This window comes from Oscillospiraceae bacterium (assembly GCA_022483045.1).
In the GTDB taxonomy this organism is placed as follows: domain Bacteria; phylum Bacillota; class Clostridia; order Oscillospirales; family Acutalibacteraceae; genus Caproicibacterium.
The window spans coordinates 299092-324336 of record JAKVOA010000001.1 but is presented as its reverse complement, the minus strand read 5'-3'; the positions used below and the strand labels follow the sequence as shown (position 1 = coordinate 324336).

Sequence of the window (25245 nt, the reverse complement as noted above, 5' to 3'; positions counted from 1 at the left end):
AACCAAAGGAGCGTTTTTACATGGCAGAGAATTTTTACAGCAAATCCGCAGAAGAAGTTCTGCGGGAAAAGGAAAGCCGGCACGAGGGCCTTTCTGCCCAAGAGGCCGGCGAGCGCTTGCAGCGCTTTGGCCCCAATCGACTGAAAGAGGGCAAACGTAAAAGTACGCTGGTCGTCTTTTTAGAGCAATTTAAAGATCTTTTGGTGGGTATTTTGGTCGTGGCGGCAATTATCTCTATGATTTCGGGCCAGGGAGAAAGCACGATTGTTATTTTCGCCGTACTTCTTCTGAATGCTATTTTAGGTACTGTGGAATACACTAAAGCGGAAAAATCGCTTGCCAGCCTAAAAGCCATCTCTTCCCCCACTGCCAAAGTTCTGCGCGGCGGCAGCCGGGAAGAAATCCCCTCTGAGCAGGTCGTACCCGGCGATATTGTGCTGCTGGAAGCCGGCGATATGGTGGTGGCAGACGGCCGTGTGCTGAAAAGCTACTCTCTAAAAGTAAATGAAAGTTCACTGACAGGCGAAAGCGTGGATGTGGAAAAAGCCGCCGCACCCCTGCCCGCAGGAAAAATTGCTTTAGGTGACCAAACCAACATGGTCTTTTCCGGCTCGCTGGTGACCTACGGACGCGCAACGATCGTTGTCACCGGCACCGGTATGAACACCGAACTGGGGCATATTGCTTCCTTGATGGGGCAGGCTGAAGAGCGCCGCACACCCCTGCAGAAAAGCCTGGACGATTTCAGCAAAAAGCTTTCTGCTGTCATCATTTCTATATGTGCCATTGTATTCCTGCTCTCTTATCTGCGCACAGGTATGTCGGTGCTGGACTCCCTGATGTTTGCGGTTGCCCTGGCGGTCGCCGCTATTCCAGAGGCACTCGGCTCGATTGTAACTATTGTGCAGGCAATCGGTACCCAAAAGATGGCAAAGCAGCATGCGATTATCAAAGAACTGAAAGCTGTAGAAACCTTAGGGTGTGTATCGGTAATCTGCTCTGACAAAACAGGAACCTTAACCCAAAATCGCATGACGGTACAGCAAATTTACGCTGACCGAACACTGCTGCCCGCAAAAGAGTTGCAGCTGCCGAATGACCCGCAGCGCCTGCTTTTAAAGACCGCTCTGTTGGCAAGCGACGCCACAATTGACGACGAAACGGGCGCGCCCATTGGCGACCCTACCGAAGTAGCCCTGGTACACCTTGGCGTCTATTTCGGCGTAGAAGAGGAAACTTACCGCAGACAGCACCCGCGCCTGAGCGAGCTTGCCTTTGACTCTGACCGCAAACTGATGAGCACTCTGCACTGTCTGGAGGGCGTGCCCACCATGCTGACCAAAGGCGCAATTGATGTGCTTTTAAAGCGCTGTGACAAGCTGTATACCAGCGAAGGCGAGGTGCCGCTGACCCAAAAGGACCGCGAGGAGATTGCAGAAGTCAACCGCAGCCTTTCCGCACAGGGCCTGCGCGTGCTGGCCTTTGCATTTCGGCGCCTGCCAAAAGTGCGCCCGCTAACCCTGGAAGACGAACAGCACTTTACCTTTATTGGCCTGATTTCCATGATTGACCCGCCGCGTGAAGAATCTGTGCAGTCTGTTGCGGACGCAAAGCGCGCTGGTATCCGCACGGTGATGATTACCGGTGACCACAAAGTAACAGCCGCCGCCATTGCAAAACAAATCGGTATCTTTGAGCCAGGCGATATTGCTGTAGACGGCCCGGAACTGGACGCAATGACCGACGAAGAACTGGACCAAAAGCTTCCCTCGATTTCTGTCTATGCCCGTGTTTCACCTGAACACAAAATCCGCATTGTCAAAGCCTGGCAAAGACGCGGCTGTGTTGTTTCTATGACAGGCGACGGCGTAAATGATGCGCCGGCCCTAAAGCAGGCCGATATTGGCGTAGCCATGGGCATTACCGGCACTGAGGTAAGCAAAGATGCCGCCTCTATGATTCTTTCAGATGACAACTTTGCAACCATTGTCAAGGCAGTTGTCAATGGCCGCAATTTGTACCGCAATATTAAAAATGCAATTAAATTTCTACTTTCCGGCAACATGTCAGCCATTCTATGTGTGCTGTTTACTTCTTTGATGATGCTGCCGGTGCCTTTTGCGCCGGTGCACCTCTTGTTTATCAACCTGCTGACCGACAGCCTGCCTGCTGTTGCAATCGGTATGGAATCTGCCCGCCGCGGCCTTTTGGACCAAAAGCCGCGCAACCCGAAAGAGCCCATCTTAACCCGCAGTCTGTTTTTCCAAATTCTCGGGCAGGGCGCGCTGATTGCCGTTTTCGTTATGACTGCCTACTACAGCGGTCTTTCGGCAGGCGGTGCCGCGCTGGCACGCACCATGGCATTCTCAACACTGACCTTCGCGCGTCTGTTCCACGGCTTTAACTGCCGCGGCAGAGAATCTATTTTCCGCCTGGGCCTTACCTCCAATCCCTACTCCTTAATGGCTTTTGGTGCGGGGACCGGGCTTTTGGCACTGGTACTATTTGTGCCGGGCCTTTCCCGCCTGTTTCAGGTGGCGCCGCTTACCGGCGGCTTGGTCCTGCAGATTGCGCTGCTGGCCTTTGCACCAACCGTCATCATTCAAATAATCAAAGTGCTTCTCGACAGTATGAACCGCCGCGCCGGCAAAGACATGTAAGCCATTCTGTCTTTCCTGTATTTCTTTATAAGTACAGATAATAGTACTTTCCTCCTGCTAAAATAAAAGCAGGAGGTGAGAAATATGACTTATCACTGCAAGCTGCATCCAAAGCATCCCAGCACACAGACAACCGTGCCAGCCGATATCTACCTGACGATTACAGGTTTTAAGCATTATTATGGGCTGCAGCCTTTCCGCATCGGTCAGCTGATTCGCTGTCGCAAAGAGCCGGAAAATGTCTATGATGACGAGGCAATCTGCTGTTCGCTGCCAATGCTCGGCACCGTCGGTTATGTAGCAAATTCCCCCAGCACTACTGCCGGCGGCACCATGAGCGCCGGACGCCTGTACGACCGTGTACCAAAGCGCTTTTACGTGCGGGTATGTTTCACAAGCTTTACTAAAATCATCTGTAAGCTGGAATTCGGCACTTTGGCGGAACTTGACCGCCGCATGAAAGAACAGATAGAAAGAGCAGACAACTGAACTCATTCGTTCAACGCGGAAGTGATAAAAACAACTCTCTGCCACAAAAGAATAGATATAGCAAAGCGGCAGAGAGTTTTCTCTGCCGCTTTGCTTGTATATTCAGATCTTCAGGCAATCAATAATCCTGCGCTTGTATTTTAAGAAAGTATCGGTTAAAAGGAACTCGCGCGTGCGCGGGCGCGGCTCTGTCACGGGAAACTCGGCGATGATTTTGCCTGGCCGCCCCGAAAGAATGTAAATGCGGTCAGAAAGCAGAATTGCTTCGTCAATATCATGCGTGATAAACAGTGTAGAAAGCTCTATTTTCTGCATTACATTGAGATACCATGTGTGCATTGCATCTTTTGTAATCGTATCGAGTGCGGAAAAAGGTTCATCTAAAAGGGCAACACCCTCACTGCCAAGATAGGTGCGCAGCAGCGCGGCGCGCTGCCGCATGCCGCCGGAAAGCTGGGACGGCCACTTTTTCTGGGTTCCCTCCAGCCCGAACTCCGCAAAGTGTGCACCGGCTTTTGCACGTGCCTCTTTTTTGGGCATACCGTGCAGGATGAGCGGCAGAGCGGTGTTGTCCACCACCGTGCGGTAAGGCAGCAAAAGGTCTTTTTGCAGCATATAGGAAACGTGTCCCGCGCAGCCGGTAATCTCTTTGCCTTTCAGGTACACATGGCCGCAGTCCGGCTGCATCAGACCGGAAATCACATTGAAAAGAGTGGTCTTTCCGGCACCGCTGATTCCCAGAAGGCTGACAATCTCCTGGTCGCGTAGCTCAATGCTTACATTCTCTAAAATTTTGTTGTCTCCATAACTTTTAGAGATACCCTCTGCTGTCAATTTTGTTTCCATGTCTGGTTCCTCACTTGCTCAGGTAATCATCAGAAAAGCCGGTGCCTGCAGGAATTTCTTTGCTGATCAGCTTGTTTTGGTAAAGCCATTTATAGTACGCATTCCAGCGGGAAGGATTGATATAACCCCACTGGTTTACTTCGGCTTTGTACTTATCTTTCAGCCACTCCTGGCTCTTGGTGACCAGCTTTTCGCTGCTCTTCAAATCCGGCACCTGCTGAATCAAAAGCTTTGCAGCGGCGTCTGGTTTATCGACTGCATACTCATATCCTTTTTTGCAGGCGGCCAAAAACTTTTTGGCCGTTTCTGGCTCTTTTTTCAAGAAACTGTTGTTGGCAATAATCACCGGCGTGTAGTAATCAAATACAGGGTCAATATCTTTAAATGGCAGGAAGTTCAGTTTTACACCCTGCACTTCACCGGCAATGCCGTCCCAGCCGTAATAAATCCACGCGGTATCCGCATTAGACTGAATCTGTACGATGGAATTGTCGCCTGAGGGCACCAACTTCACCTTAGAAAAGTCGCCGCCGTCTTTGTTGACAACATACTTGACCATGCCTTTTTCCACAGGGGTGTCCCATGTAGCATAAGAGTGGTTGGTCATGTCTTTGGGGCGGGTAATGTTTTTGCTCTTGACCGAAGCAATACCAGAAGTATTGTGCTGAATGATTGTCGCAACCGCGGTGATTGGCAGCGGTGTTGCAGAGGTCAAGGCTGACGCCATATCTGTATCCTGAAAACCCACGCCAAACTGTGCATTGCCAGAACCAACCAATGCAGCCGTACCGGACTCCGGCGGCTGCTCAATTTCGACCTCAAGGCCTTGCTCTTTAAAATAGCCTAGCGCCTGCGCAACATAAATGCCGGTGTGGTCGGTATTCGGGGTATAGTCCAGTACAAATTTTACCTTTTCCAGCTTACCAGAAGCCTGTGACGATGCACCAGAAGCCGTACCGGTAGCACCACTTGCCGCAGACGAAGCTCCACCGGCGCAGGCGGTCATAGAGACGGCCATCGCGGCCGCCAAAAGGCCTGCTGTCAGGGACTGACCAATCTTTTTCATAAGAAAGAACTCCTTTTTCTCCATCAATTTGTAAAAATGCAGTACACTAAGCAGCCTCCGCTTCTCGGCGGCTGCGCTCCCACGGCATACACAGCCGCTGTACCACATCGACCAGCTTCATCAGCACCAAACTGATGACCGATACCAACAGAATAACCGCAAACATGCGGTCATAGGCATAGCTTTTGCGCACGCGGGTCATATAAACACCTAAACCGGAATTGCCGCCCAGCCACTCAGCTACAACTGCCCCAATGACCGAATAGGAAACACTGATGCGCAATCCCGAAAAGAAATTGTTGAGCGAACTCGGAATTTTTACATGGCAGAAAATCTGCCAGCGGGTGCTGCCCATGGTGCGCATCAGGTTAATCACATCCGGGTCAGCGCTGCAAAAGCCATTCAACAGCCCGACCGCAATGGGAAAGTAGCAAGAAATAACCACCAGTACAATTTTTGGTGTCATGTCATAGCCAAGCCACAGCACCAAAAGCGGCGCAATCGCCACGGTCGGTATGGTCTGGGTTAAAATCAAAATCGGGTACAGGCTTTTTTTCACCAGACGAAAACGGTCCATTAAAAACGCGGAAAGAAACGCCAAAACGACTGCAATGAGCATTCCGTAAAAGGTTTCCTGCAGCGAAGTAGCCGCATTTGACATCAGCGAGGGAAAGTCATCGATAAAAGCCTGTACGACTTGTACCGGGCTGGGCAGCATAAAATTCGGCACAATGCTGAAGGAAACCAAGCCCTGCCAAACCAAAAGGATAATGACAATTAAGAAAAACGGCGAAAGTTTATCAGTGATACTTTGTAACTTTCTGCGCAATGGTCAGTACCCCTCCCTGCGGTTTGTAACTGATCTTTACATAGGAAGCGACTTGTGGGCAGCCGGCCTTAATGGCGATATACTGGCACTGCTTCACAATTTCCATCAGTTCTTCATAGTCACCCTCCAAAGTTGTTTCAAAGGGACCAACATAATAATTGACACCGGTGCTTTTGATATAAGCAATCACTTCATCGACAATACGGACAACCTCTTCATCTGTATCGACATGCGGCAGAACCTGAATCGCAACACTTGCGGGAAATTCTTCCATTTTACAATCTCCTTTTCTTTATTCTTTGTATTGTATACCGAAATAAAAAACAAAACCGCCTGTACCGGAAAGGCACAGGCGGCAGAATCTCAAAATCAATTTTGCTTATTGTTACCTCCGCCGGTATTATCCGGATCAGGCAAAAGAGGGTTCGGGATTTCTCCCGTCTCAGCCGGGCCCCGTAAGGCCAAGCTCCCCATTTCCATTTTTACAGCTACATTGTACTATAGCGAAAGCTTTTTGTCAAATGCTGCAGAGCGCCGCCGAAAAGCCCTAAAAGAGGCAAAAGAAAATTCACTCTTTATACTTTGCGGCAGAGGCCAGCAGGTCCCGCAGAATCGGGCCGGCAGAATTGATGCCGAAAGAATCCGTGCGCTCTACCACGACTGCAGCAGCATACGGTGTGCTTTCATCTTCCGAAAAAGCAACCATCCAGCCGTTGTTTCCGCGGCCGCTGCCGAGTTCGGCGGTGCCGGTCTTTGCGCAGACATTGCTGATTCCGCTGAAGAAATCATCGCCGTAAGAAATTTTAACATTGCCGCGCATATAGTTTTTCAGTCTGCCGGCTGTTTCCGAGTCCATCAGCTGGCTCCCTGTTTTCACATTGCCAAACTCATTGGCATTGGTCAGGTCACCGCTCACGCTCTTGATAACGCGAAGCTCCTGCGGCGAGCCGCCGTTGGCAATCGCGCCCAAAAGCCGCACCATATAGCCGGGGCTTACCTGATCGGTATACTGCCCCGCGCCGGACCAGCCCAGCTGATTGGTACTGGCCTTGCTAACATCATAGCTGCCCTTTGCAGCAGTCAGCGTATCTACCGTAAAACTGGAGTTGACCCCCAGCGCATTGGCGGCGGCTGTCATTTTGTCTTTGCCCATTTCCATAGCAAGGGTTGCAAACGTGACATTACAGGAATTGGCAAATGCGTGCTGAAAATTCTGTGTGCCGTGCTGCTCGCGGTTGGTGCAGGTAATGTCTGTCCCATCGACCTTAATAGAGCCGTTACAAGTAAATGTACGACTGTCGAGGTCTGAAATATTCTGTATGGCCGCGGCGGCTGTTACAATCTTAAAGATCGAGCCGGGGGTCAGCTGACCGGAAAGCACCTTGTTGACATACACGCCACTGTAGGCACTCTCGTTGGTTTTGAGGTCACTTGGCGGATTTGCCGGGTCAAAAGTCGGCGTACTGACCATACAGAGGATTTCGCCGGTTTTCCAGTTGGTGAGGACCGCGGCACCCTTGCGGCCGGCTAATTCTTCGTATGCTAATTTATTCAGGCGGCTGTCCACCGTGAGGGAAATGGTGCCCCCCGTCTTGGAGGGATGCACGTCTGCCAAACCGGTCACGATATTGTAGCCGGTCAACTGTGTTTTAAAAGCGTTCTGCACGCCAGTAGAAATATTGCCGGCAGAATCGCCCACTAGGTGCAGTGTGGCTTTGCGCAGGGTTGTGTTGTCCGCATAGGTGCGCTGACCATTTTTCGTTGTCAGCAGAGAAACGCCGTTGCGGTCAGAGACCGTGCCGTTTGCCACAGAAGAGGTTCCCTGCAGATGAGCGTTATACGGCTGCATGGCCCATTTGCTGCCCTGCGTCGTGTACTCATACAGAAAATAGCACATGCCGGATATAAAGAGAATTAAAAAGAAAAACAGAAACAAAGACCGCTTGCCGGTTGTTTTCATGTTATCTTCGCCTCCTAACTGCATAGGTGCGCTCGTCACTGGACTTGATAAATGCCAAGGCACCCCACACGGCCATCATGCTGCTGCCGCCGGCGCTGACAAAGGGAAGTGTCACGCCGGTGAGCGGAATAACATCTGTGCTGCCAAAGACATTGAGGCATGCCTGAAAGAGCATCATGCCCGCGGCAGCACAAGCTGTAATGGAATAGAAGGTGGAGCGCGAACGGGTCGCATCGCTACGGGCAAAGAGGATGAACAGCGCAATCACGCCAACAATGACAACCGACATTAAAAGGCCAAGTTCTTCATTCAGCATACCAAAAACCAAGTCGCTGGTGTTTGCGGCAATGGTTGTGTAGCCCTTGAGCGGCCCAAGGCCACCGCCAAGGCCGCCGTTGCCGATACCAACACCAAACAGCCCGCCGCTGGCAGAGTACGTAAGCACACGGGTCTGCTGCAGGCCCTTGTCATACAGAAAGGCCGGCTCCCAGATATGGTGCCACACGGCAAAGCGTTCTTTGACATGACTGAACATGCCCACCACCGTCAGTGCGCCCACGCCTGCGGCTGCAATGCTGAGTACCACTGTACGGATGGACCCGGAGCGCATAAAGGCGATAATCAGAAATGTTGCAAAAAAGACCGCCGCGCCGCCGATGTCCTTTTCCAAAATCAAGATACCCATGACGCATACCAAAAGGCCAATAAAGCCAATGAGGTTTCTCTTAGTCTGCAGACGGTCCAGGGTAGCGGCACCCGAAAAGATGAAGCAGAGCTTTACAAATTCACTCGGCTGCAGCGAAAAGCCCGCCAGATAAATCCAGTTTTTAGATCCGTTTACGCTGCGGCCAATCACCAGCGGTGCCGCCAAAAGCAGCAGCCCCACCATTGCAATCGGTATACGCCAGCGGTTTACGCGGTCCAAGTCTTTCATAAACCAGATTAAGAATGAAAACAGTACAACACCCGCAATCATCATCAGCACTTGCGTATAGGCGGCATCCATTGTGCGGTGAAACAGTGTAAAGGCAGTGGGTGCTGTCTGGGTCTTTGTCAATTTTTCGCGGGTACCACACAGCAGCGCCGTGCTGATACCGCACAGCGTAAAGGCAAGCGTTTCCAACTCAAAATTAATGCGGCCAAGCACATGACGGGATATAGAATAGTAAATCCACTCTGTCATCAGCACCGCAACCAGAGGCAAAAGCGGCAGCATGGAAAACTGGTTGTCCGCAAAAAAGGCCTGTACAAAACACAAAAGCTGTACAACAGTCCCCAGTGCCAGCAGACCTGCCGGGTGCGGGGTACGGCGGCGGCGCTGACGCGGCGATGGCACATTGGCATCTGTCACGCGGCGGAAAATCAGATTTGTGCGGCCAATGCCGATTAGGTCGCCGGGAATTACTTTCGTGCTTCCCTTGATTTTCTGTCCATTTAAGTAGGTTCCGCTTTTAGAGCCCGTGTCGGTTAAAAGCCAGCCGCTTTCCCGCCGCATAAGCACCGCGTGGTCACGGCTGACCGCGCTGTCGGGCAGCACAATATCGCAGCTGGGGCTGCGGCCAAGGCTGTTTTCCCAATAAAGCACCGGGATATTCTTTCGATTTTTTTGGTTTTCCAGAAAGACAACCGGTTCTTCACGCCGGCGGCCGGCCCGCAGGGACGTGTAGCAGCCAATGGCCAGAAAAACCATCAATACGGCCGCCACGCCGCGCAGGACAAAAAAGACCGGCTTTAGTACGGAAAGCAGCGCCGAAATGTCCGACACATGCTCACCTCCTCATAATTTTCAGTTATTTCAGAAAAGGCAGAAACAGCAAAAAATCAAGAAGCGGCGGCTCCTTGATTTTTCTCTGCTGTTAATAAAGTAGTATACCCTTTTTTACTGAGTTTGTAAAGGAAAAGCGGCAGGCCAGCCCTGCTTTACAGGCCAAGATTTTGCATTAGACGGGGCAGGCCCTGCTCGAAGTGGACCCCCCACAGCGGGTCGGTGCCAGCCTCGCGGGTGCGGCGGACTGCGCCCGCAGTAAAGTCGACCGCCAGCTGCAGCGCATCACGCAGCCGCTTTTCCTGCAGCAGCGCACCCAGCAGCACCGCCGCAAACAGATCCCCTGTGCCCTGGTAGCTGCCCTCAATGTGCGGACTGAACGCATAGCTCAGCTCACCGGTGGCACGGTCGTAGCCTGCCGCACCGATCAGCTCCGGTGAAAACCAAACGCCGGTCATAACAGCGACCCGCGGGCCCATCTGGGTCAGGCTGTGCAGCGCCTCTGAAACCCCCGCACGGGTGCAGGGGCCCTCTTCATATGGTTCCTGCAGCAACATGGCGGTCTCGGTCCGGTTTGGCACCACGACATCTGCCTCTGTGCACAGTTTGGCGGTGCCGGCAGCCATCTCTTTTGTATATGTATCGTAAAGTTTTCCATCGTCGGCCATAGCAGGGTCTACCATAACCAGCGTATTTTTTCTGCGGAAAATCTGCAGAAATTCCTGCACGATTTCAATCTGCTCTGCACTGCCTAAAAAGCCTGTGTAAATACTGTCGAAAGGAATGCCCAGCTCCTGCCACTGCCGCAGAGAGCCGCGCATTTCTGGGGTCAGGTCACGTATGGTCACATCTGGCAGCCCGCCCGTGTGTGAGGAAAGCACCGCTGTCGGCAGGCAGCAGACCTCATGCCCCATGCAGCTGAGCACCGGCAGAATCACACTGAGCGAGCACTTGCCAAAACCGGAAAGGTCATGGATAGCAGCCACTCGTTTTTGCTTGGAAATCATTTTCTCACCTCAAACCGTTTTACAGAAAATGGTAACATACCGCAGCGTACGGGTCAAGGGGAAACCTGTCGCAGAAAAAAGCACTTCACAGTTTTTCGGCGGGCTTCGGGGCTGTCTGGCGCAGATGGTCCAGATATCCCTGCAGAATAATCGTAGCTGCAACTGCATCTACCACAGCCTTGCGCTTTTTGCCGCGGACATTGCTCTCATTTAAGTAGCCGTGGGCTGTCACTGTTGTTCCGCGCTCGTCCCACAAAACCACTGGCACCCCGCAGGCCGACTGCAGACTTTCAGCAAATGCGCGGGCATTTTGGGCGCTTTCTCCCTCGCTGCCGTCCATATTGCGCGGCAGGCCAACCACTACCCGGCCGGCACCGGTTTCTTTCACTTTCTGCACCAGACATGGCAGCAGTTTTTCCCAATTATAAGAAGTCTCTACTCCGATTGGCGACGCCAAAAAACCGCTTTCGTCGCTCAGGGCAAGGCCGGTGCGGGCATGGCCCAAATCTACGCCGAGAATTTTCACGCTTTTTTTAACCCCCAGCCCATGTTTTTTAAAACCGACATGCTTTGGTCCAGATGTGCGGCATCGCCGATGCGCAGCACATTGACTTTGCCGTTCTCGGCAAAAGTGACCTCTGAAATGGCAGTATTGTCGCACAGCGGCACTTCATCGATACGTGAAAGCGGCCACCCCAGCGCCTTGCAGAAAAAGCAGCGCAGTGCACAACCGTGGGTTGTCACACAGACCTTGACCGTTTGATTCGGCTGATTCTCTTTCTTTACGATTTTTTCAATGCCGCTCCAAATGCGCTGCTGTACATGCAGAGTGCTCTCGCCGCCCGGCGCTTTAAAATCGGCCAGGTGTCTCTGCCAGGCGTCGGCCTCTTTGGGGAAGCGCTTGGGCAGCTCGCTCCACTTTAAGCCTTCCATTTGGCCGACATCGATTTCGAGCAGGCTGTTGTCCGCATACAGCGGCACATGATGGTACTGATTGATTGCCTCTGCCGTTGCGCGGGCACGTTTCAAGGGGCTGGTGTAAATTGCGTGGAACGGCACATTGCGCAGCCGCACCGCGACCGCCTCCAGCTGCCTGCGGCCTAGGTCGGTAATATCGCTGTCGCCGCGTCCCTGATAAACGCCGTCCACATTGCCGCGGGCCGCACAGTGGCGCACCAAATAAAGGTCTACCACGGGCGCACGCCCCCTGTCAATTTTGCAGCAGATTTTATATGATTGGTATTCAAATACTTCTCAAGACCTTTCAAAATCTTTACCGGCGCATAAGGGTCCGTAAAGAATGCGGTGCCTACCTGAAACGCCGAAGCGCCCGCCAGCATCATTTCGACTGCGTCCTGCCAAGAGGAAATTCCGCCCAAACCCACGACCGGTATTTTGACCCGCTGGGCAGCCTGCCATACCATGCGCACCGCCACCGGGAATACCGCCGGGCCGCTCAGCCCGCCCGTGTTGTTTTTTAAAATTGGCCGGCGGGTATGGATATCAATGCGCATGCCCGTCAGCGTGTTGATGAGCGACACAGCATCCGCACCGGCCGCCTCTGCTGCGGCCGCATTTTCGGCGATATCGGCAACATTCGGCGAAAGCTTGACCATCAGCGGCTTTGTGCAGTGCTTCCTGACTTTTGCTGTAATGCTCTCGACACCCTGGCAGGTCACACCAAACTGCACCCCGCCCTGTTTGACATTCGGGCAGGAAATGTTGAGCTCAACCATATCCACCGCTGTGCTGTTTAGCCGCTCGGCCATGGCACAGTAGTCTTCCGGCGTACTGCCGGCAATATTTGCAATGACAACGGTGCCCTGCTGTTTAAGCCATGGCAGGTCCTCCGCTACAAAATGTTCGACGCCCGGATTTTGCAGTCCTACCGAATTGAGCATACCGGCCGGTGTTTCCGCAATGCGCGGCGGCGGATTTCCGGGACGCTCCTGCAGCGTAATGCCCTTGCAGGAAATGCCGCCCAAACGGGAAAGTGGGTAAAACTCCGCATATTCCCGGCCAAAGCCGACTGTGCCGCTTGCCCCGATCAGTGGGTTTGCAAATGGAACTCCGGCAATTTTTACTTGCATATCTGCCATTTTCCTGCCCCCTACAGTACAACTTGGTCTGCCGAAAAGACAGGCCCGTCTTTACACACATGGCCATAATAATGGCTGCCGTCTGCGCGGCAAAGCTCCACCGCACAGCCTAGGCACGCACCAATGCCGCACGCCATGCGCTGTTCCATGGAAATCCAGCAGGGGGTCTTGCGCTCTCTGCACAGCGCTGCCACTGCGCGCAGCATAGGCAGTGGGCCGCAAGCATAGCAGACATCAAAGGATATTGTTTTCAGAATATCAGTAACAAGGCCATGTACGCCAAAGCTGCCATCATCGGTTGCAACCTGCACCTGACAGCCTGCATGGGCAAATTCGTCTGTTAAGATAACAGCACTGGCACTGCGAAAACCCAAAACTGCGCTGCATCTGCCGGAAAAGGCTGCCGCTGCGCCCAGCAGCGGCGGCACCCCAATGCCGCCGCCGACAAATACTGCATGCCTGCCACTGTCTCCTGCCAGCGGAAAGCCATTTCCCAGCGGCGCCAGCAGATCCACCTGGTCTTGCGGCTGCAAAAGGGAAAGCCGGCGGGTCCCCTCACCACGCACCTGCACCACAAAGCACAGCGCCTCCGGCTCTATTTTGCAAATAGAAATCGGCCGGCGCAGCGCCATGCCGGGCACAAGCACCTGTGCAAACTGCCCCGGTTTCGCCATCGGCGCAAGTTTCGGTGCAGATACCCGCAAGCGAAACGTATCCGGTGTCAGCTGCCGGCGCTCTAAAATTCGGCATACTTCCGTATCGTATTTCATTGGATACCTCCGATTGCCGAGACGATTGCGTCGCGCATTTTCAGAGCTTCCTGTGCGGCCGCCTCAGCAAAGCTGTGCTCTTCCGCACCGGTTTTCTGCCAGGCGGTCATAATACTGCGGGAGGCATTGACAACGGCGCCAAGACCGCGCTTGTCAAAAGCAGGCGCCACGTCTTTTGCGCCGCCGCCCTGCGCGCCATAGCCGGGCACAAGGAAAAAGGTGTGTGGCAGCGCTTTGCGCAGTTCTCCAAGCTGTGCGGGGTAAGTTGCGCCCACCACCGCGCCCACCCGGCTGTAGCCGTAGCTGCCGCGGGCCTTTTCTCCCCAGCTTTCACACAAAGAACCCACCGTGGCATACAGGGTCCTGCCGTCGGCAAAGGGGCGGTCCTGCAGTTCACCAGAAGATGGATTACTGGTTTTAACCAGTACAAAAACAGAAGCATCCTGCTTTTCGCAAACGGGCAGCAGCGGCGCAATGCCGTCGGCACCCAGATACGGATTGACTGTAAGGGCATCCGCCGCAAAGGCAGGCAGTTCCTTTCCCGCCACAGCGGCTGTGCCAAGGTGCGCATTCGCATAGGCCTGCATTGTCGTACCAATGTCGTTTCGCTTGCCGTCCAAAATAACATACAAGCCCTTTTTCTGTGCATAGCGAATCGTCGCTTCCAAGGTACGCATGCCCTGCCAGCCGTATTGCTCATAATAAGCGCACTGTGGCTTGACCGCCGGCACAATAGGTGCCAGCGCATCGACCAGGCCCTTATTAAACTGCAGAATTGCCTCTGCGGCACCCTCCAGTGTTTCGCCGCAGCGGCTGTACGCATCTTTTAAAAGGTACTGCGGCAGATAAGAAAGTTTTGGGTCCAGCCCGGCGACAGTGGGGTTTTGCTTTGCGCGGATTGCTTCGATAAGTCTGTCCATAGATTTCTCCTTTTATATACAGCTGAAAATGCAGAAATTTTTTATGCCTTGTCCTGATAAACCAAACGGCCGCCACAGTATGTGCGCTTGACCCGGCCGCACAGAGTCATGCCCTTGAAAACAGCATTTCTGCTCTTGCCGTGCAGGGCTTCGGGGTCCACTTTCCAATGCTCTTTCGGGTCAAACAGCACAATATCTGCAACCGAGCCGGAAAGCAGCCCGCCGTATGGCAGACCCAGCAGTTTTGCAGGTGCAGCACTCATTTTGTAAAGTAGCTGATTCAGAGTAAGGTACCCCGGATCTACCAAATACGTAATGCCCGCCGCAAGGCTGGTTTCCATGCCGACCACACCGTTGGGCGCCGTTAAAAAATTCTCTTTTTCGGCAGGGGTATGCGGTGCGTGGTCTGTTGCAATAATATCGATTGTGCCGTCCTGCAGGCCTTGAATTACTGCGCGGCGGTCCTCTTCGGTACGCAGCGGTGGGCTCATGCGCAGGTCAGCGTCTTTGCTGCGCAGAGCTTCCTCTGTCAGGGCAAAATAATGCGGCGCCGTTTCACAGGTAACTTTTACGCCGCGCTTTTTGCAGGCACGAATCATCGCAACACTGTTTTTGCTGCTGACATGGCAGATATGAATTGGAACATCCAGCATTTCCGCAAGAGTCAGTTCCCGCATAATACCGCATTCCTCCGCTGCTGCAGGCGCGCCGGGCACATCCAGCTCACGGCTGACGGCCCCTTCATTCATGACGCCGCCCGCTGTAATGCCGGGCACCTCGCAGTGCGAAACAATGGGCAAACCAAGTGTGGCAGCCTCTTTCATAGCCTCTGCCATCAGGTGTGTATTCTCGACTGGGCGGCCGTCATCGGAAAGGGCACGAACCCCGGCAGAAAGCAGTGCCTGCAGATTGGTGCGCGTTTTCCCTTTTAGGCCAGTAGTCAGCGCGCCCGCAACACACACCCGGGCATCCGCATGGCGGGCTTTTTCCTGGATATACGCAACGGTGTCAGGCTCGTCAATCGCGGGTCTGGTGTTTGGCATGCACAGCAGAGTCGTTACACCGCCGGCCGCCGCTGCGCGGCAGCCGGTAATCACGTCTTCTTTTTCGGTAAAGCCCGGGTCGCGCAGGTGAACATGGATATCTACCAGACCCGGCGCAGCCACTAGGCCGCTGCAGTCTATCTCTTCAGCATCTGTCACCGTAATGTGTCCGCCAGAGGCCACAATACACCCATTTGCCAGCAGCAGGTCGCCTGTCTGGGGAGATGGGCGCTCGGGGTCCGCCAGACTGGCATTTTTCAGCAAGATCTTCATGGCAGGTCCTCCTTATGTTTCTGTTTTGTATTATACAATATTTTGCAAAAAATAGACAGACCCTTTTCCAGAAAGAAAAGCGGACCGCTGCAAAGGGGGGTTGGCCCTGTGCGGCGGTCCACTGAACTTTTGCAATTTGTTCTTAGATTAGCAGCTCTTCTTAAAGAATTGCACGCGCGCGAATGACTTCTTCCAGGCTTTCCAGCTCTTCAGTCATCTTCGGCGTGATTTTTCCTGTTACGTCCAAAATGGTATAAGCGTAATTTTTGCGGGACTTCGACTGCATATTCTCAATATTCAGGCCCATACTGGCGACCTTGTTTGCAAAGTGGCCAATGGTGTTTGGCACATTGCGGTGCAGAATGCAGATGCGCTCGCCGCCGTCGCGCGGCATATAGACCGCCGGCATATTGACGCTGTTGCGGATATTACCGTTTTCCAGGTATTCTTTGAGTTCATTGGCTGCCATGCGGGCACAGTTGTCTTCGCTTTCTGGAGTAGAAGCACCCAGATGCGGCACTGTGATAATATTCTTTTTGCCGATCATTTCCGGTGCGGGGAAATCGGTGGCATAAGCCGCTACTTTGCCGCTTTCCACTGCTTTGAGCATTGCCGCGGTATCTACCAAACCGCCACGCGCAAAGTTGAGCACACGCACGCCGTCTTTTACTTTTGAAAGCGCATCTTCGCCGATCATGCCCTTGGTGTCGGGGGTCTGCGGAACATGAATGGTGATGTAATCGCAGTTTTCCCAAATAGTGTCCAGAGAACGGGCATGCTGAATCGAGCGGGAAAGCCCCCACGCCGCATCGACCGACAAAAACGGGTCATAGCCGTATACATCCATGCCAAGGCTTTTCGCCGCATTGGCAACCAATACGCCAATGGCACCCAGGCCGATAACGCCCAGCTTTTTACCATAAATTTCAGGACCGGAAAACTGGCTTTTGCCTTTTTCAATCTGCTTTGGAATATTGTCGCCGGTAAGGGTTTTGCACCACTCAATACCGGAAACCACTTTGCGGGAAGTCAGCAGCAAACCGCAGAGCACCAGCTCTTTTACCGCGTTGGCATTAGCGCCGGGGGTATTGAAAACAACAACACCCTGCTCGCTGCATCTGTCCAGCGGAATATTGTTGACGCCGGCACCCGCACGGGCAATGGCCAAAAGCTTTTTGGGCAGCTCTGCTTCCAGCATAGAAGCAGAGCGCACCATAATTGCATCAGGGTCGGTGACACTGTCGCCAACCTGATAATCTTTGCCAAAGCGCGCAGTGCCCGCCGGGGAAATTTTATTCAGGTACTGAACTTTATACATTGGAAACTCCGCCTCCTGCTGTATCAGCCGTTTTCTTTCTCAAAGTTCTCCATAAACTCTACCAGTTTTTCAACGCCTTCATAGGGCATCGCATTATAAATAGAAGCGCGCATACCGCCAACGGTACGGTGACCTTTCAGGTTGACCATATCGCTGTCCGCGGCTTCCTGTACAAATTTTTTATTGAGGACATCGCTGTCCGTGACAAACGGAACATTCATTAAAGAGCGGTCTTCCGGTACGACAGTGCCGTGGAACATACGGCTGCTGTCCAGAAAATCATACAGAAGCTTTGCTTTTTTATGATTGCGTTTGCCCATTTCTTCCAAGCCGCCCACGGTGTTTTGAATCCAGTCCAGCACCAGCATGCAGATGTAAATGGTCCAGCACGGCGGCGTGTTAAACATGCTGCCATGGTCAGCATGGGTCTGGTAATTCATCATCGTTGGGGTCATTTCCTGTGCGTGGCCCACCAGGTCATCGCGTACGATAACGACCGTAAGGCCGGCCGGAGCCAGGTTCTTCTGTGCGCCGGCAAACACCAGACCAAATTTGCTGATATCCAGCGGCTCGCTGCAAATGCAAGAAGAAATATCCGCAACCAGCGGCACTTTGCCGGTCTGTGGCAGCTCGTGGTACACCGTACCGTAGATGGTGTTGTTCATGCAGATATAAAAGTAATCTGCATCCGGGGTGAAAGTAGCGGGGTCAAGCTTTGGAATATAAGTAAAAGTTTTATCTTTGCTGCTGGCAATGACTTTTGTTTCACCGTAGCGGGAAGCTTCTTTCCACGACTTGGTTGCCCACTGCCCTGTCAGCACATAGTCCGCTTTGTGTGACCCATTCATCAGGTTAAACGGTACCATGGCAAACTGACTGGAGGCGCCGCCCTGCAAAAACAGCACTTTGTAGTTGTCGGGGATCTTCATGACTGTGCGCAAAAGGGATTCTGCACGGTCGATAATGCCCTGGAACAGGTTGGAGCGGTGAGACATTTCCATGACAGACTGGCCGCTGCCATGATAATCGAGCATTTCATTTGCAGCACGGCGAAGGACTTCTTCCGGCAGCATAGAAGGGCCTGCAGAAAAGTTGTACACACGTTTCATACGACTGAACCTCCATTTTTTTGGCAGGGCAGCGCCAGCCGGTGCCGCTCTTTATTAACATATATTTTAAAATATATTATTTGAATTATATTGCTTTAAAACAGTAAAGTCAAGATAAAGTCATAAACAATAAGTTTTTGCCCGCCTGCAGAGGGCATTTTGCGGCACTGATGCAGTTGTTTTTAAAGTATTGCCCACACTCTCCAAATATTTGAAAACTCAGGCCCCGCTGATTTTTACAGCCGAAAAAATCAATCGTTTTTCGTTTTTTTCTGTTTTTGTGCATTGAAAAGATAAAATGCAATACAGAAAGACTTTGCAGGCAGCTGTTCTTATAGGTATGCGCTCGCTCCTGTTTTTGACACGAAAGCAGCCGTATGGCATCTTTTTCCGCGTCGCTGCAAAATTTCTGTAAATAAACGTGGTGCACAATGCCTTATAAAGAATACATTCCGGCTTTTACTTTTTTCCTGCCGGCCCCTGCGGGCAGCGGGCAACGCCGCTGTCACAAGCAGCCTTTGCCACTGCTTCTGCCACAGCAGGCACGACCCGCGGGTCAAAAGCCTTGGGCAGAATGCACTGTACAGAAAGTTCCTTGTCTGTCAAAATGCCGGCCAAAGCATAGGAAGCCGCCAATTTCATGGCGTCATTAATATCGCTTGCACGCACATCCAGTGCGCCGCGGAAAATGCCCGGAAACGCCAGGACGTTGTTGATCTGATTCGGGAAGTCCGAGCGGCCGGTGCCTACTACCGCCGCACCCGCGGCGAGCGCTTCTTCCGGCATGATTTCCGGTACAGGGTTTGCCATAGGAAATACAATGGGGTCTTTCGCCATGCCGTGAATCATTTCCGCCGTAAGCACACCCGGCGCCGAAACACCGATAAAGACATCCGCGCCCTGCAGTGCATCTGCCAAGGCACCCTGTCTGTGCTCCCGGTTGGTCAAGCGGCTCATTTCTTCATGTGCGGGGTTTAACCCCTGCATTCCCTCACACAGAATGCCGAAACGGTCGCACAGAACCAGGTTTTTCAGTCCGAGGCGCATCAAGTGTTTGCCAATGGCAATGCCCGCGCTGCCGGCGCCGTTGATCACGCAGTGCACCGTCTCGATGTTTCTGCCGGTCACTTTCAGAGCATTCATCAGCGCGGCACCCACAATAATGGCTGTTCCGTGCTGGTCATCGTGAAAGACCGGAATATCGCACAATTCTTTCAGCCGGCGCTCCACCTCAAAACAGCGTGGCGCGGAAATGTCCTCCAAATTGATACCGCCAAAAGAACCGGAAAGCAGGTAAACTGTACGCACCAATTCATCCACATCTTTTGTCTTTAAGCAGAGCGGAACCGCATCAATATCTGCAAATTCTTTAAAGAGAACACACTTGCCCTCCATAACCGGCATACCCGCTTCGGGGCCGATATCGCCAAGGCCCAGAATCGCGGTGCCGTCTGTAATGACTGCAACGGTGTTCCAGCGACGGGTCAGCGTATAGCTGAGTGACGGGTCTTTTTGGATGGCAAGGCACGGCTGTGCGACACCGGGCGTGTAGGCAAGAGACAAATCACGGCTGTTTTTCACTGGCACCCGCGAGTGCACCTCTAATTTTCCTGCCCACTGTTTGTGCATCCGCATGGATTCTTCTTTTACGTCCATTGTATCCTCCTTGTACTATATATGATTTTTATACAATATGTAAATGAATGAATATACAGGAATCTGCGTATAAATATAATTTACCACAGGAATGTATCTGTTGCAACGGTGTCTGTACAAAAAAGACAAATTCCCCGCCGTAAAAGCGGCAGGGAAGCTTTAAAAAGGCCATATTTGTTTAAGATTTGCTTGAAAGCTTCATCAGGTAGTCCTCTGCCATATGCGCCGCGACTGCTCCGTCAGAAACCGCCGTAACTACTTGCCGCAGCGGCTTGCGGCGCACATCGCCCGCCGCAAAGACGCCGGGCACATTGGTGCAGGTATCTTCTCCGGCATCAACGTAGCCGCCGTTAGTCAAGGAAATCTGTCCCTTTAAAAATGCAGTATTCGGCAGATTTCCCACCGCAACAAAGACTCCCTTGCACGGCACACTGGAAACTTCACCGGTCTTTTTGTTGGCAGTTTTTACTCCGCTGACCGGTGCGCCCACAATTTCTGTAACCACACTGTCCCACAGGAAATCAATATTTTCCGCTTTTTTTAGCGGCTCCAAATAGGCACGTGACGCGCGCAGGGTGTCGCGCCGGTGAATCACTGTAACTTTTTTGCAAATGCGGGCAAGATAAACTGCATCTGCCGCTGCAGTGTCGCCGCCGCCGACTACAACGACCTCTTTACCGCGGAAGAACATTCCGTCACAAGTAGCGCAGTACGAAACGCCCTTTCCGCGCAGAGCACGCTCGTTTGGCAGGCCAAGCTCCCGCGGGGAACCGCCACTCGCCACAATGACCACTGGTGCTTTATAAATGCTGCCGCTTGTGCAGTGCACAATCTTTTCCGCAGCACTGCTCAGTTCTGCAGACTCAACGCTTTCCAGTTTTGTCACGGCACCAAAATTTTCCGCCTGCTGCTTCATAGACTGTGCCAGCTCAAAGCCACCGACGCCCTGAGGAAATCCAGGATAATTTTCCAAGGTTTCCGTCGTCCCCATCTGGCCGCCCGGCGCAAATGTTTCCAACAGCGTAACGGACAGTGCCGCACGCGCACAGTACATAGCCGCTGTGTAGCCGGCCGGACCCCCGCCGATAATGATGACATCCTGCATAAAGCTGCCTCCAACTCCCTAAATTTTCATTTTATATTTTTTACATCATAACATATTTTAAACATTGGCGCATAAAATAAAAGTAAGTTTTCACTCTAAAGCAAAAGAAAACAGATTTTCAGGGCGAAAAGGCAGCCTTTGCAAGTCCGTGGTATCTTACAAAATTTGCAGAGAAACGGCCTATACAGAAAAAAGGCCTGTCTCCTAAAACAGAGGCAGACCTAAAAAAGCAGACAAAAAAGTGGCCCCGGCGGCTAGACAGCCAACCGGAACCACTTATTTCCAATCGTTTGAACAGCTGCTCTTACGACATATGGAAGTTACTGCATTGGTTTCACCCGGATGTTCCGTGTTTTCGAGTTCTCCAGGTGTTTTCTACTGCTTCATTGGTAACATCCCTACTCAAATGCCCCGCGGGGCTGCCTGATAAGTCAGGCTAATACTGGGGACCGCCAATTCCAGATCACGCTGAAGTACTCATTCTTTTTGCCTGATTCGTAACGAGTATCCATCCTTTCAGAAAGATAAGGTTCTGCATCCTGTATTTGGGACTCAAATCCTTTCTGTTCCGTCAAGCTCCTTTACCCAGTTACTCTTCTTTTTGGCTAGGAAGAACGAACACTGTCCATTGGACTACATTCCCTCCGCTTTGCGGTATCTACGGCTAGCATGCTGTGCCACGATTACTTCTCAGACCGCCGGCAATACATCCCGATGCCTGCTCCTGATTTCCTCAATGGTTCGCTTTGCTGCCCAAACAAGATCCGCTCTATCTGCTGCCGAATCTTCTGCACGTCTACTTTGTCGTTTGCCGACCTCTCGGCTCTCCGGCTTTCATCTGCTGCAAAAGATAAAGCAGCCGCCGCTGCAAAGACACGCGGCTTTGGTTCCTTTCGGAACACAATGTCAGTTTATTTGCAGCGCAGCCACACAAGCTGCACTGCTAAACTGCCGATCGGTTCTTCGCCCATGGGACTCGCTCCTTTCTATCGCTATACTAGCTAAGAGTTTTACAACAATTCAGCAGGTAACCTTTCCCAACTGCTGCACCCGCTTTTTCAAGAACCTTTTTGGGTTCCCTCCTGCGGCTGGGTGCCGGGCTTTTGTTTATCTGCTTCTTTGTTTCTATCTGTATTATACCTGTCCTTGTGTACAATGTCAATACTTTTTTAAATTTTATTATTAAAAAACTATGAACATTGTGTGCACTTTTTGAGATTTCTTTTTCTGCACACAAAAAATTGTGCCTTGACTTCCTACCTTCAGCTGTGTACAATAAGGAATGTAAAAAGCGCTGTTGCAAGCCGCGCTTTCAAAAAATGAGAGCCCGTAAAAATGAAAAATCTGCCGGGTATTTCCCGGTCGAGTGGAGGCAACGCTGTAATGAGCGAAGAATACGGTCCTGATTTGCTCACGCTGGTCGATGAAGAAGGCCAGGAACATGAGTTTGAAGTTTTAGATGTCATCGATAACGACAACGGTACTTTTTATGCTCTGCTGCCAACCTTTGATGACCCGGAAGACAAGGTAAACGACGAGGGTACCTATTATATCTTCCAGAGCATTGATGAAAACGGAGAGCAGGAACTTGCTGAAGTGGAAGACGACAACCTGCTGAGCGGCTTAGCAAAGCAGTTTGAGGCACATTTTGCCGAGCTTTACCCTGACGAAGGGGAAGCTTTTGATGACGACAGCGACAAATAAAAAAAATGGCTTCCTGCCTGGTTCGCGGACCCGTGCATTGAATAACCCTACACTTTTTAATCGGGAGCTTTACTCCGGCGGCAGAATGCAGACCTCCCGGCCTTACGGTCGGACGATGGGAGTATGAAACCGTTGGGTGGGCACCCACCTGTCTTTCGTAGGCAGGTTATTTCTGCACTTTACGGCCAGGCGGGCTTTTTGAAACAAGATAGGCTGCTGTGGGCGCGGTTGCGTCTGCGGCAGCCTTTTTTCGTCCTGTTTGGTAGACAGCCACCTTTTTTTGTGCTAAAATAGAGCGTATTCTTTTATGGTGCTGTACCCTGCGGAAGGAGGCTGTCCGCTTTTATGGACTGTTCTTATCAAATTATTACTGATGCAACCTGTGACCTACCTGCTGATCTGGTGGAAAAACTGCATCTGGCCATTATCCCTATGCCGTTTGTGATGGACGGCAGAGAGTACCGCCAATACCCGGACAACCGTGAATACCCCGCACATACATTTTACGACGCCCTGCGTGCCGGAAAATGGGTTACTACTTCTCAGATTACGGCAGCTGACTTTGCAGACGCTTTTCGTCCCTATCTTGAGGCGGGAAAAGATGTTTTGTACATCGGATTTTCCAGCGGGCTTTCCGGTACCTGGCAGCGTGCCTGCGAGGCAATGAACATTTTGCGCAAAGAATATCCCCAGCGCTGCATAGAGGGTGTAGACAGCCTGACGGCTACCCTTGGCGAGGGGCTTCTCGTATACCTGGCCTGCTGCAAGCAGCAGCAGGAAGACCTGAACCTGCATGAACTGAAAGCATGGACAGAGCTGTACCGCATGTGTGTTTCCGGCTGGTTTTTGGTAGATGACCTCAACCACCTGAAACGTGGCGGGCGGGTAAGCACCGCAGCGGCACTGGTCGGCTCTATGCTGGGTATTAAGCCGATTTTGCAGATCAACCGCGAAGGGAAACTGATTGTGCGCGAAAAAGCCCGCGGCCGCCGCAACGCAATTCAAAACCTTCTGGGGAAAATGGAGACGCGGTTTACCAAAGATACTTCTCTGCAGACGGTCTTTATTGTACATGCCGACTGCCCTGCCGATGCAAAGGCAGTGGAAAAAGCGGTGCACGATCGCTTTAAGCCATCTCACATTTACGTCAACACCCTGGGGCCGGTTATCGGCGCCCACACTGGGCCGGACGCAATGGCAATTTTCTATATTGCAAAAGATCGTGAGTAATCTCTGTATTCTTATATATTTTATATTTAGAATTTTATACGGTACCGCCGCCTGTCTTTTCAGCGGCGGTTTTTTATTTCAGCGCATAAAAATTCCGCAGACACACCTGCAAGGTGCCTGCGGAATTTTGTCTGTTTATTTATCCGTTGCTGTCCGGATTGGATGCCGCGTCCTTTGAAAAGAGCTTTGTCAGCGTCTTTTCATCAGCAACGCCGGTCGTGTCCAGCTGATTATAGGTCTGAAAATCTTTTACGCTCTGTACTGTTCCGTCGCCGTACAAGCCTGTTGCATTGACAAATAGATAGCCCAGTTCTTTCAGGCGGTTCTGCATTGCCTTGACGTTGTCGTTCTGATCCCCCTGCTGCAATGTCGTACCGGCAGGAATGGTGCTGTTGGGAATGACTGCGCCGCTTGCAGCGCTGCTGCCGGAAGAAGAACTGGCAGCTGCAGAAGTCGTCTTTAACAGAGCCGGATACGCAACACCGGCCATGTATGTAACTGCAGAAAGCATGTTCTCTCCCTGCGTTTTCATCAGCAGCGGGTCCATCTCATAGACTTTGTTGTTCTGCACCGCCGTCAGGTCTTTGTAGCCGTCTGTTTTCTGCAGCGTATTGCGCAGGCCCTTTGGGCAGAAAATCAGCGATGGGTTGGCTGTCTTTAGGTTGGCGACCGCCATTTTTCCGCCTTTGCTGCCGGCGGCAACATTTGTAATACCCGCAGCAGTCAGCAAGGTGCCGGCCATTGTGTCGCCGGTCGCCGCATTGCCTGCCACATCATAGAGATAAACGCCGGTCGTCACTGTCTGCGATTTTGGAATCAGCCGCGTAACAGAATCAATCGTCAGCAAAGCGCTTTTAGCGGCTTTTTCTCCGCACTGAGCACCGGTTTCTTTGCCCTTTATCGCTGTGCCCACCGCAGTGTACAAAGTCTGCAGATTGGTACGACTAGTCGCCGCAGGAATGGTAATTGCCTGTACACCGGCTTTATTCAGCGCATCCTGCTGGGTATCGGTCGGTTTTGTGTCAGTCAGCACCACCGTAGCACCAAGTTTTTTCATCTGCTGCGGGTCGTCCAGTGAAACATTCGTCAAACTGGAAACAGCGCTCTGTGTGCAGTCTTTGCTCTTTCCTTTTAGCTGCAGTTCATATCCCAGCGACAAAACCACATCGGCAAGGTTCGGCGAAACGACTGCCACACCGGCAGGCTCCCCACTCAGGGTAACACCGTTGACCGTGGCGGGCCAATCTTTCGGGTTGGCAGCTGTGGAAGCTGTGCCGCCTGTTGAAAAACCACAGCCGGAAAAAGCGCCCAGCACCATGGCCGCACTGAGCAGCGCAGCCGTTATTCGTTTGGATATCTTCAAAATTGCTCTCCTTCCAACTAAGCGGGCCGCACT

General features: G+C 52.3%; 22 protein-coding genes, 1 other RNA gene and 1 riboswitch. Of the genes, 5 read left to right on the top strand and 18 right to left on the bottom strand.

Annotated features, from left to right (window positions below):
• The first annotated feature begins 20 nt into the window (after positions 1-20).
• Both LKE53_01570 and LKE53_01565 read left to right on the top strand, forming a co-directional pair.
• The gene (locus tag LKE53_01570; GenBank protein MCH3971453.1) at positions 21-2660 is read left to right on the top strand and encodes a cation-translocating P-type ATPase; all 2640 of its coding nucleotides are present in this window, start codon (positions 21-23) and stop codon (positions 2658-2660) included.
• Positions 2661-2744: 84 nt separating this feature from the next.
• Positions 2745-3149 (top strand): HIRAN domain-containing protein, encoded by a 405-nt coding sequence (locus tag LKE53_01565; GenBank protein ID MCH3971452.1) that lies wholly within the window; start codon positions 2745-2747, stop codon positions 3147-3149.
• A 102-nt stretch (positions 3150-3251) separates the two neighbouring features.
• Here the strand turns inward: LKE53_01565 and LKE53_01560 are convergent, their stop codons facing one another.
• From LKE53_01560 to trxB, 17 genes are all read right to left on the bottom strand, one after another.
• On the bottom strand, positions 3252-3995 hold the full coding sequence (locus LKE53_01560) for an ABC transporter ATP-binding protein (GenBank protein MCH3971451.1): 744 nt from the start codon (positions 3993-3995) through the stop codon (positions 3252-3254).
• Between the two features lie 10 nt (positions 3996-4005).
• Entirely contained in the window at positions 4006-5061 is a 1056-nt protein-coding gene (locus LKE53_01555; GenBank protein MCH3971450.1) for an ABC transporter substrate-binding protein, read from the bottom strand.
• Between the two features lie 46 nt (positions 5062-5107).
• Positions 5108-5890 (bottom strand): ABC transporter permease, encoded by a 783-nt coding sequence (locus LKE53_01550; protein ID MCH3971449.1) that lies wholly within the window; start codon positions 5888-5890, stop codon positions 5108-5110.
• Positions 5862-6164, bottom strand: a complete 303-nt coding sequence (locus LKE53_01545; protein ID MCH3971448.1) for a thiamine-binding protein — start codon at positions 6162-6164, stop codon at positions 5862-5864. The genes LKE53_01550 and LKE53_01545 overlap by 29 nt, the downstream gene beginning before the upstream one ends.
• 97 nt (positions 6165-6261) lie before the next feature.
• A riboswitch (TPP riboswitch) is annotated at positions 6262-6373 on the bottom strand.
• Between the two features lie 85 nt (positions 6374-6458).
• A complete protein-coding gene (locus tag LKE53_01540) occupies positions 6459-7850 on the bottom strand; it encodes a penicillin-binding protein (GenBank protein MCH3971447.1) in 1392 nt (463 codons plus the stop codon).
• Position 7851: 1 nt separating this feature from the next.
• Positions 7852-9615 carry an FtsW/RodA/SpoVE family cell cycle protein gene (locus LKE53_01535; protein ID MCH3971446.1) on the bottom strand — a complete coding sequence of 588 codons (1764 nt, stop codon included), beginning with the start codon at positions 9613-9615 and terminating at the stop codon, positions 7852-7854.
• A 155-nt stretch (positions 9616-9770) separates the two neighbouring features.
• Positions 9771-10622, bottom strand: a complete 852-nt coding sequence (locus LKE53_01530) for a pyridoxamine kinase (GenBank protein MCH3971445.1) — start codon at positions 10620-10622, stop codon at positions 9771-9773.
• An 85-nt stretch (positions 10623-10707) separates the two neighbouring features.
• A complete protein-coding gene (gene ruvX, locus LKE53_01525) occupies positions 10708-11148 on the bottom strand; it encodes a Holliday junction resolvase RuvX (protein ID MCH3971444.1) in 441 nt (146 codons plus the stop codon).
• Entirely contained in the window at positions 11145-11816 is a 672-nt protein-coding gene (locus LKE53_01520; GenBank protein ID MCH3971443.1) for a histidine phosphatase family protein, read from the bottom strand. Before LKE53_01520 ends, ruvX begins: the two co-directional genes overlap by 4 nt.
• Complete coding sequence (locus tag LKE53_01515; protein ID MCH3971442.1) at positions 11810-12721, bottom strand: dihydroorotate dehydrogenase; 912 nt, start codon at positions 12719-12721, stop codon at positions 11810-11812. The genes LKE53_01520 and LKE53_01515 overlap by 7 nt, the downstream gene beginning before the upstream one ends.
• An 11-nt stretch (positions 12722-12732) precedes the next feature.
• Positions 12733-13491 carry a dihydroorotate dehydrogenase electron transfer subunit gene (locus LKE53_01510; protein ID MCH3971441.1) on the bottom strand — a complete coding sequence of 253 codons (759 nt, stop codon included), beginning with the start codon at positions 13489-13491 and terminating at the stop codon, positions 12733-12735.
• The gene (gene pyrF / locus LKE53_01505) at positions 13488-14411 is read right to left on the bottom strand and encodes an orotidine-5'-phosphate decarboxylase (GenBank protein MCH3971440.1); all 924 of its coding nucleotides are present in this window, start codon (positions 14409-14411) and stop codon (positions 13488-13490) included. Before pyrF ends, LKE53_01510 begins: the two co-directional genes overlap by 4 nt.
• A 41-nt stretch (positions 14412-14452) precedes the next feature.
• Complete coding sequence (locus LKE53_01500) at positions 14453-15727, bottom strand: dihydroorotase (protein MCH3971439.1); 1275 nt, start codon at positions 15725-15727, stop codon at positions 14453-14455.
• Between the two features lie 160 nt (positions 15728-15887).
• Positions 15888-17045 (bottom strand): 3-phosphoglycerate dehydrogenase family protein, encoded by a 1158-nt coding sequence (locus tag LKE53_01495; GenBank protein ID MCH3971438.1) that lies wholly within the window; start codon positions 17043-17045, stop codon positions 15888-15890.
• A gap of 23 nt (positions 17046-17068) precedes the next feature.
• On the bottom strand, positions 17069-18154 hold the full coding sequence (gene serC / locus LKE53_01490) for a 3-phosphoserine/phosphohydroxythreonine transaminase (GenBank protein MCH3971437.1): 1086 nt from the start codon (positions 18152-18154) through the stop codon (positions 17069-17071).
• Positions 18155-18613: 459 nt separating this feature from the next.
• Complete coding sequence (locus LKE53_01485; protein ID MCH3971436.1) at positions 18614-19810, bottom strand: NADP-dependent malic enzyme; 1197 nt, start codon at positions 19808-19810, stop codon at positions 18614-18616.
• A 178-nt stretch (positions 19811-19988) separates the two neighbouring features.
• A complete protein-coding gene (gene trxB / locus LKE53_01480) occupies positions 19989-20915 on the bottom strand; it encodes a thioredoxin-disulfide reductase (protein ID MCH3971435.1) in 927 nt (308 codons plus the stop codon).
• A 1383-nt stretch (positions 20916-22298) separates the two neighbouring features.
• Here trxB and LKE53_01475 point away from each other — a divergent pair.
• The 3 genes from LKE53_01475 to LKE53_01465 all read left to right on the top strand — a co-directional run bounded on the left by LKE53_01475 (position 22299) and on the right by LKE53_01465 (position 23849).
• A complete protein-coding gene (locus LKE53_01475) occupies positions 22299-22619 on the top strand; it encodes a DUF1292 domain-containing protein (GenBank protein MCH3971434.1) in 321 nt (106 codons plus the stop codon).
• Between the two features lie 7 nt (positions 22620-22626).
• A non-coding RNA gene (gene ssrS, locus LKE53_01470) (6S RNA) lies at positions 22627-22819 on the top strand.
• 145 nt (positions 22820-22964) lie between these two features.
• A complete protein-coding gene (locus tag LKE53_01465) occupies positions 22965-23849 on the top strand; it encodes a DegV family protein (GenBank protein MCH3971433.1) in 885 nt (294 codons plus the stop codon).
• A gap of 139 nt (positions 23850-23988) precedes the next feature.
• Here LKE53_01465 and LKE53_01460 read toward each other — a convergent pair whose 3' ends face one another.
• Positions 23989-25212 carry a peptidoglycan-binding protein gene (locus LKE53_01460; GenBank protein ID MCH3971432.1) on the bottom strand — a complete coding sequence of 408 codons (1224 nt, stop codon included), beginning with the start codon at positions 25210-25212 and terminating at the stop codon, positions 23989-23991.
• Positions 25213-25245 lie beyond the last annotated feature (33 nt).

Coding starts and splice junctions, on each gene's coding strand:
- pyrF (MCH3971440.1), bottom strand. CDS start 14,411: ATGGACAGACTTATCGAAGCAATCCGCGCAAAGCAAAACCCCACTGTC.
- LKE53_01475 (MCH3971434.1), top strand. CDS start 22,299: ATGAGCGAAGAATACGGTCCTGATTTGCTCACGCTGGTCGATGAAGAA.
- LKE53_01500 (MCH3971439.1), bottom strand. CDS start 15,727: ATGAAGATCTTGCTGAAAAATGCCAGTCTGGCGGACCCCGAGCGCCCA.
- LKE53_01555 (MCH3971450.1), bottom strand. CDS start 5,061: ATGAAAAAGATTGGTCAGTCCCTGACAGCAGGCCTTTTGGCGGCCGCG.
- serC (MCH3971437.1), bottom strand. CDS start 18,154: ATGAAACGTGTGTACAACTTTTCTGCAGGCCCTTCTATGCTGCCGGAA.
- LKE53_01560 (MCH3971451.1), bottom strand. CDS start 3,995: ATGGAAACAAAATTGACAGCAGAGGGTATCTCTAAAAGTTATGGAGAC.
- LKE53_01510 (MCH3971441.1), bottom strand. CDS start 13,491: ATGAAATACGATACGGAAGTATGCCGAATTTTAGAGCGCCGGCAGCTG.
- LKE53_01545 (MCH3971448.1), bottom strand. CDS start 6,164: ATGGAAGAATTTCCCGCAAGTGTTGCGATTCAGGTTCTGCCGCATGTC.
- LKE53_01495 (MCH3971438.1), bottom strand. CDS start 17,045: ATGTATAAAGTTCAGTACCTGAATAAAATTTCCCCGGCGGGCACTGCG.
- LKE53_01570 (MCH3971453.1), top strand. CDS start 21: ATGGCAGAGAATTTTTACAGCAAATCCGCAGAAGAAGTTCTGCGGGAA.
- trxB (MCH3971435.1), bottom strand. CDS start 20,915: ATGCAGGATGTCATCATTATCGGCGGGGGTCCGGCCGGCTACACAGCG.
- LKE53_01565 (MCH3971452.1), top strand. CDS start 2,745: ATGACTTATCACTGCAAGCTGCATCCAAAGCATCCCAGCACACAGACA.
- LKE53_01515 (MCH3971442.1), bottom strand. CDS start 12,721: ATGGCAGATATGCAAGTAAAAATTGCCGGAGTTCCATTTGCAAACCCA.
- LKE53_01540 (MCH3971447.1), bottom strand. CDS start 7,850: ATGAAAACAACCGGCAAGCGGTCTTTGTTTCTGTTTTTCTTTTTAATT.
- LKE53_01485 (MCH3971436.1), bottom strand. CDS start 19,810: ATGGACGTAAAAGAAGAATCCATGCGGATGCACAAACAGTGGGCAGGA.
- LKE53_01465 (MCH3971433.1), top strand. CDS start 22,965: ATGGACTGTTCTTATCAAATTATTACTGATGCAACCTGTGACCTACCT.
- LKE53_01530 (MCH3971445.1), bottom strand. CDS start 10,622: ATGATTTCCAAGCAAAAACGAGTGGCTGCTATCCATGACCTTTCCGGT.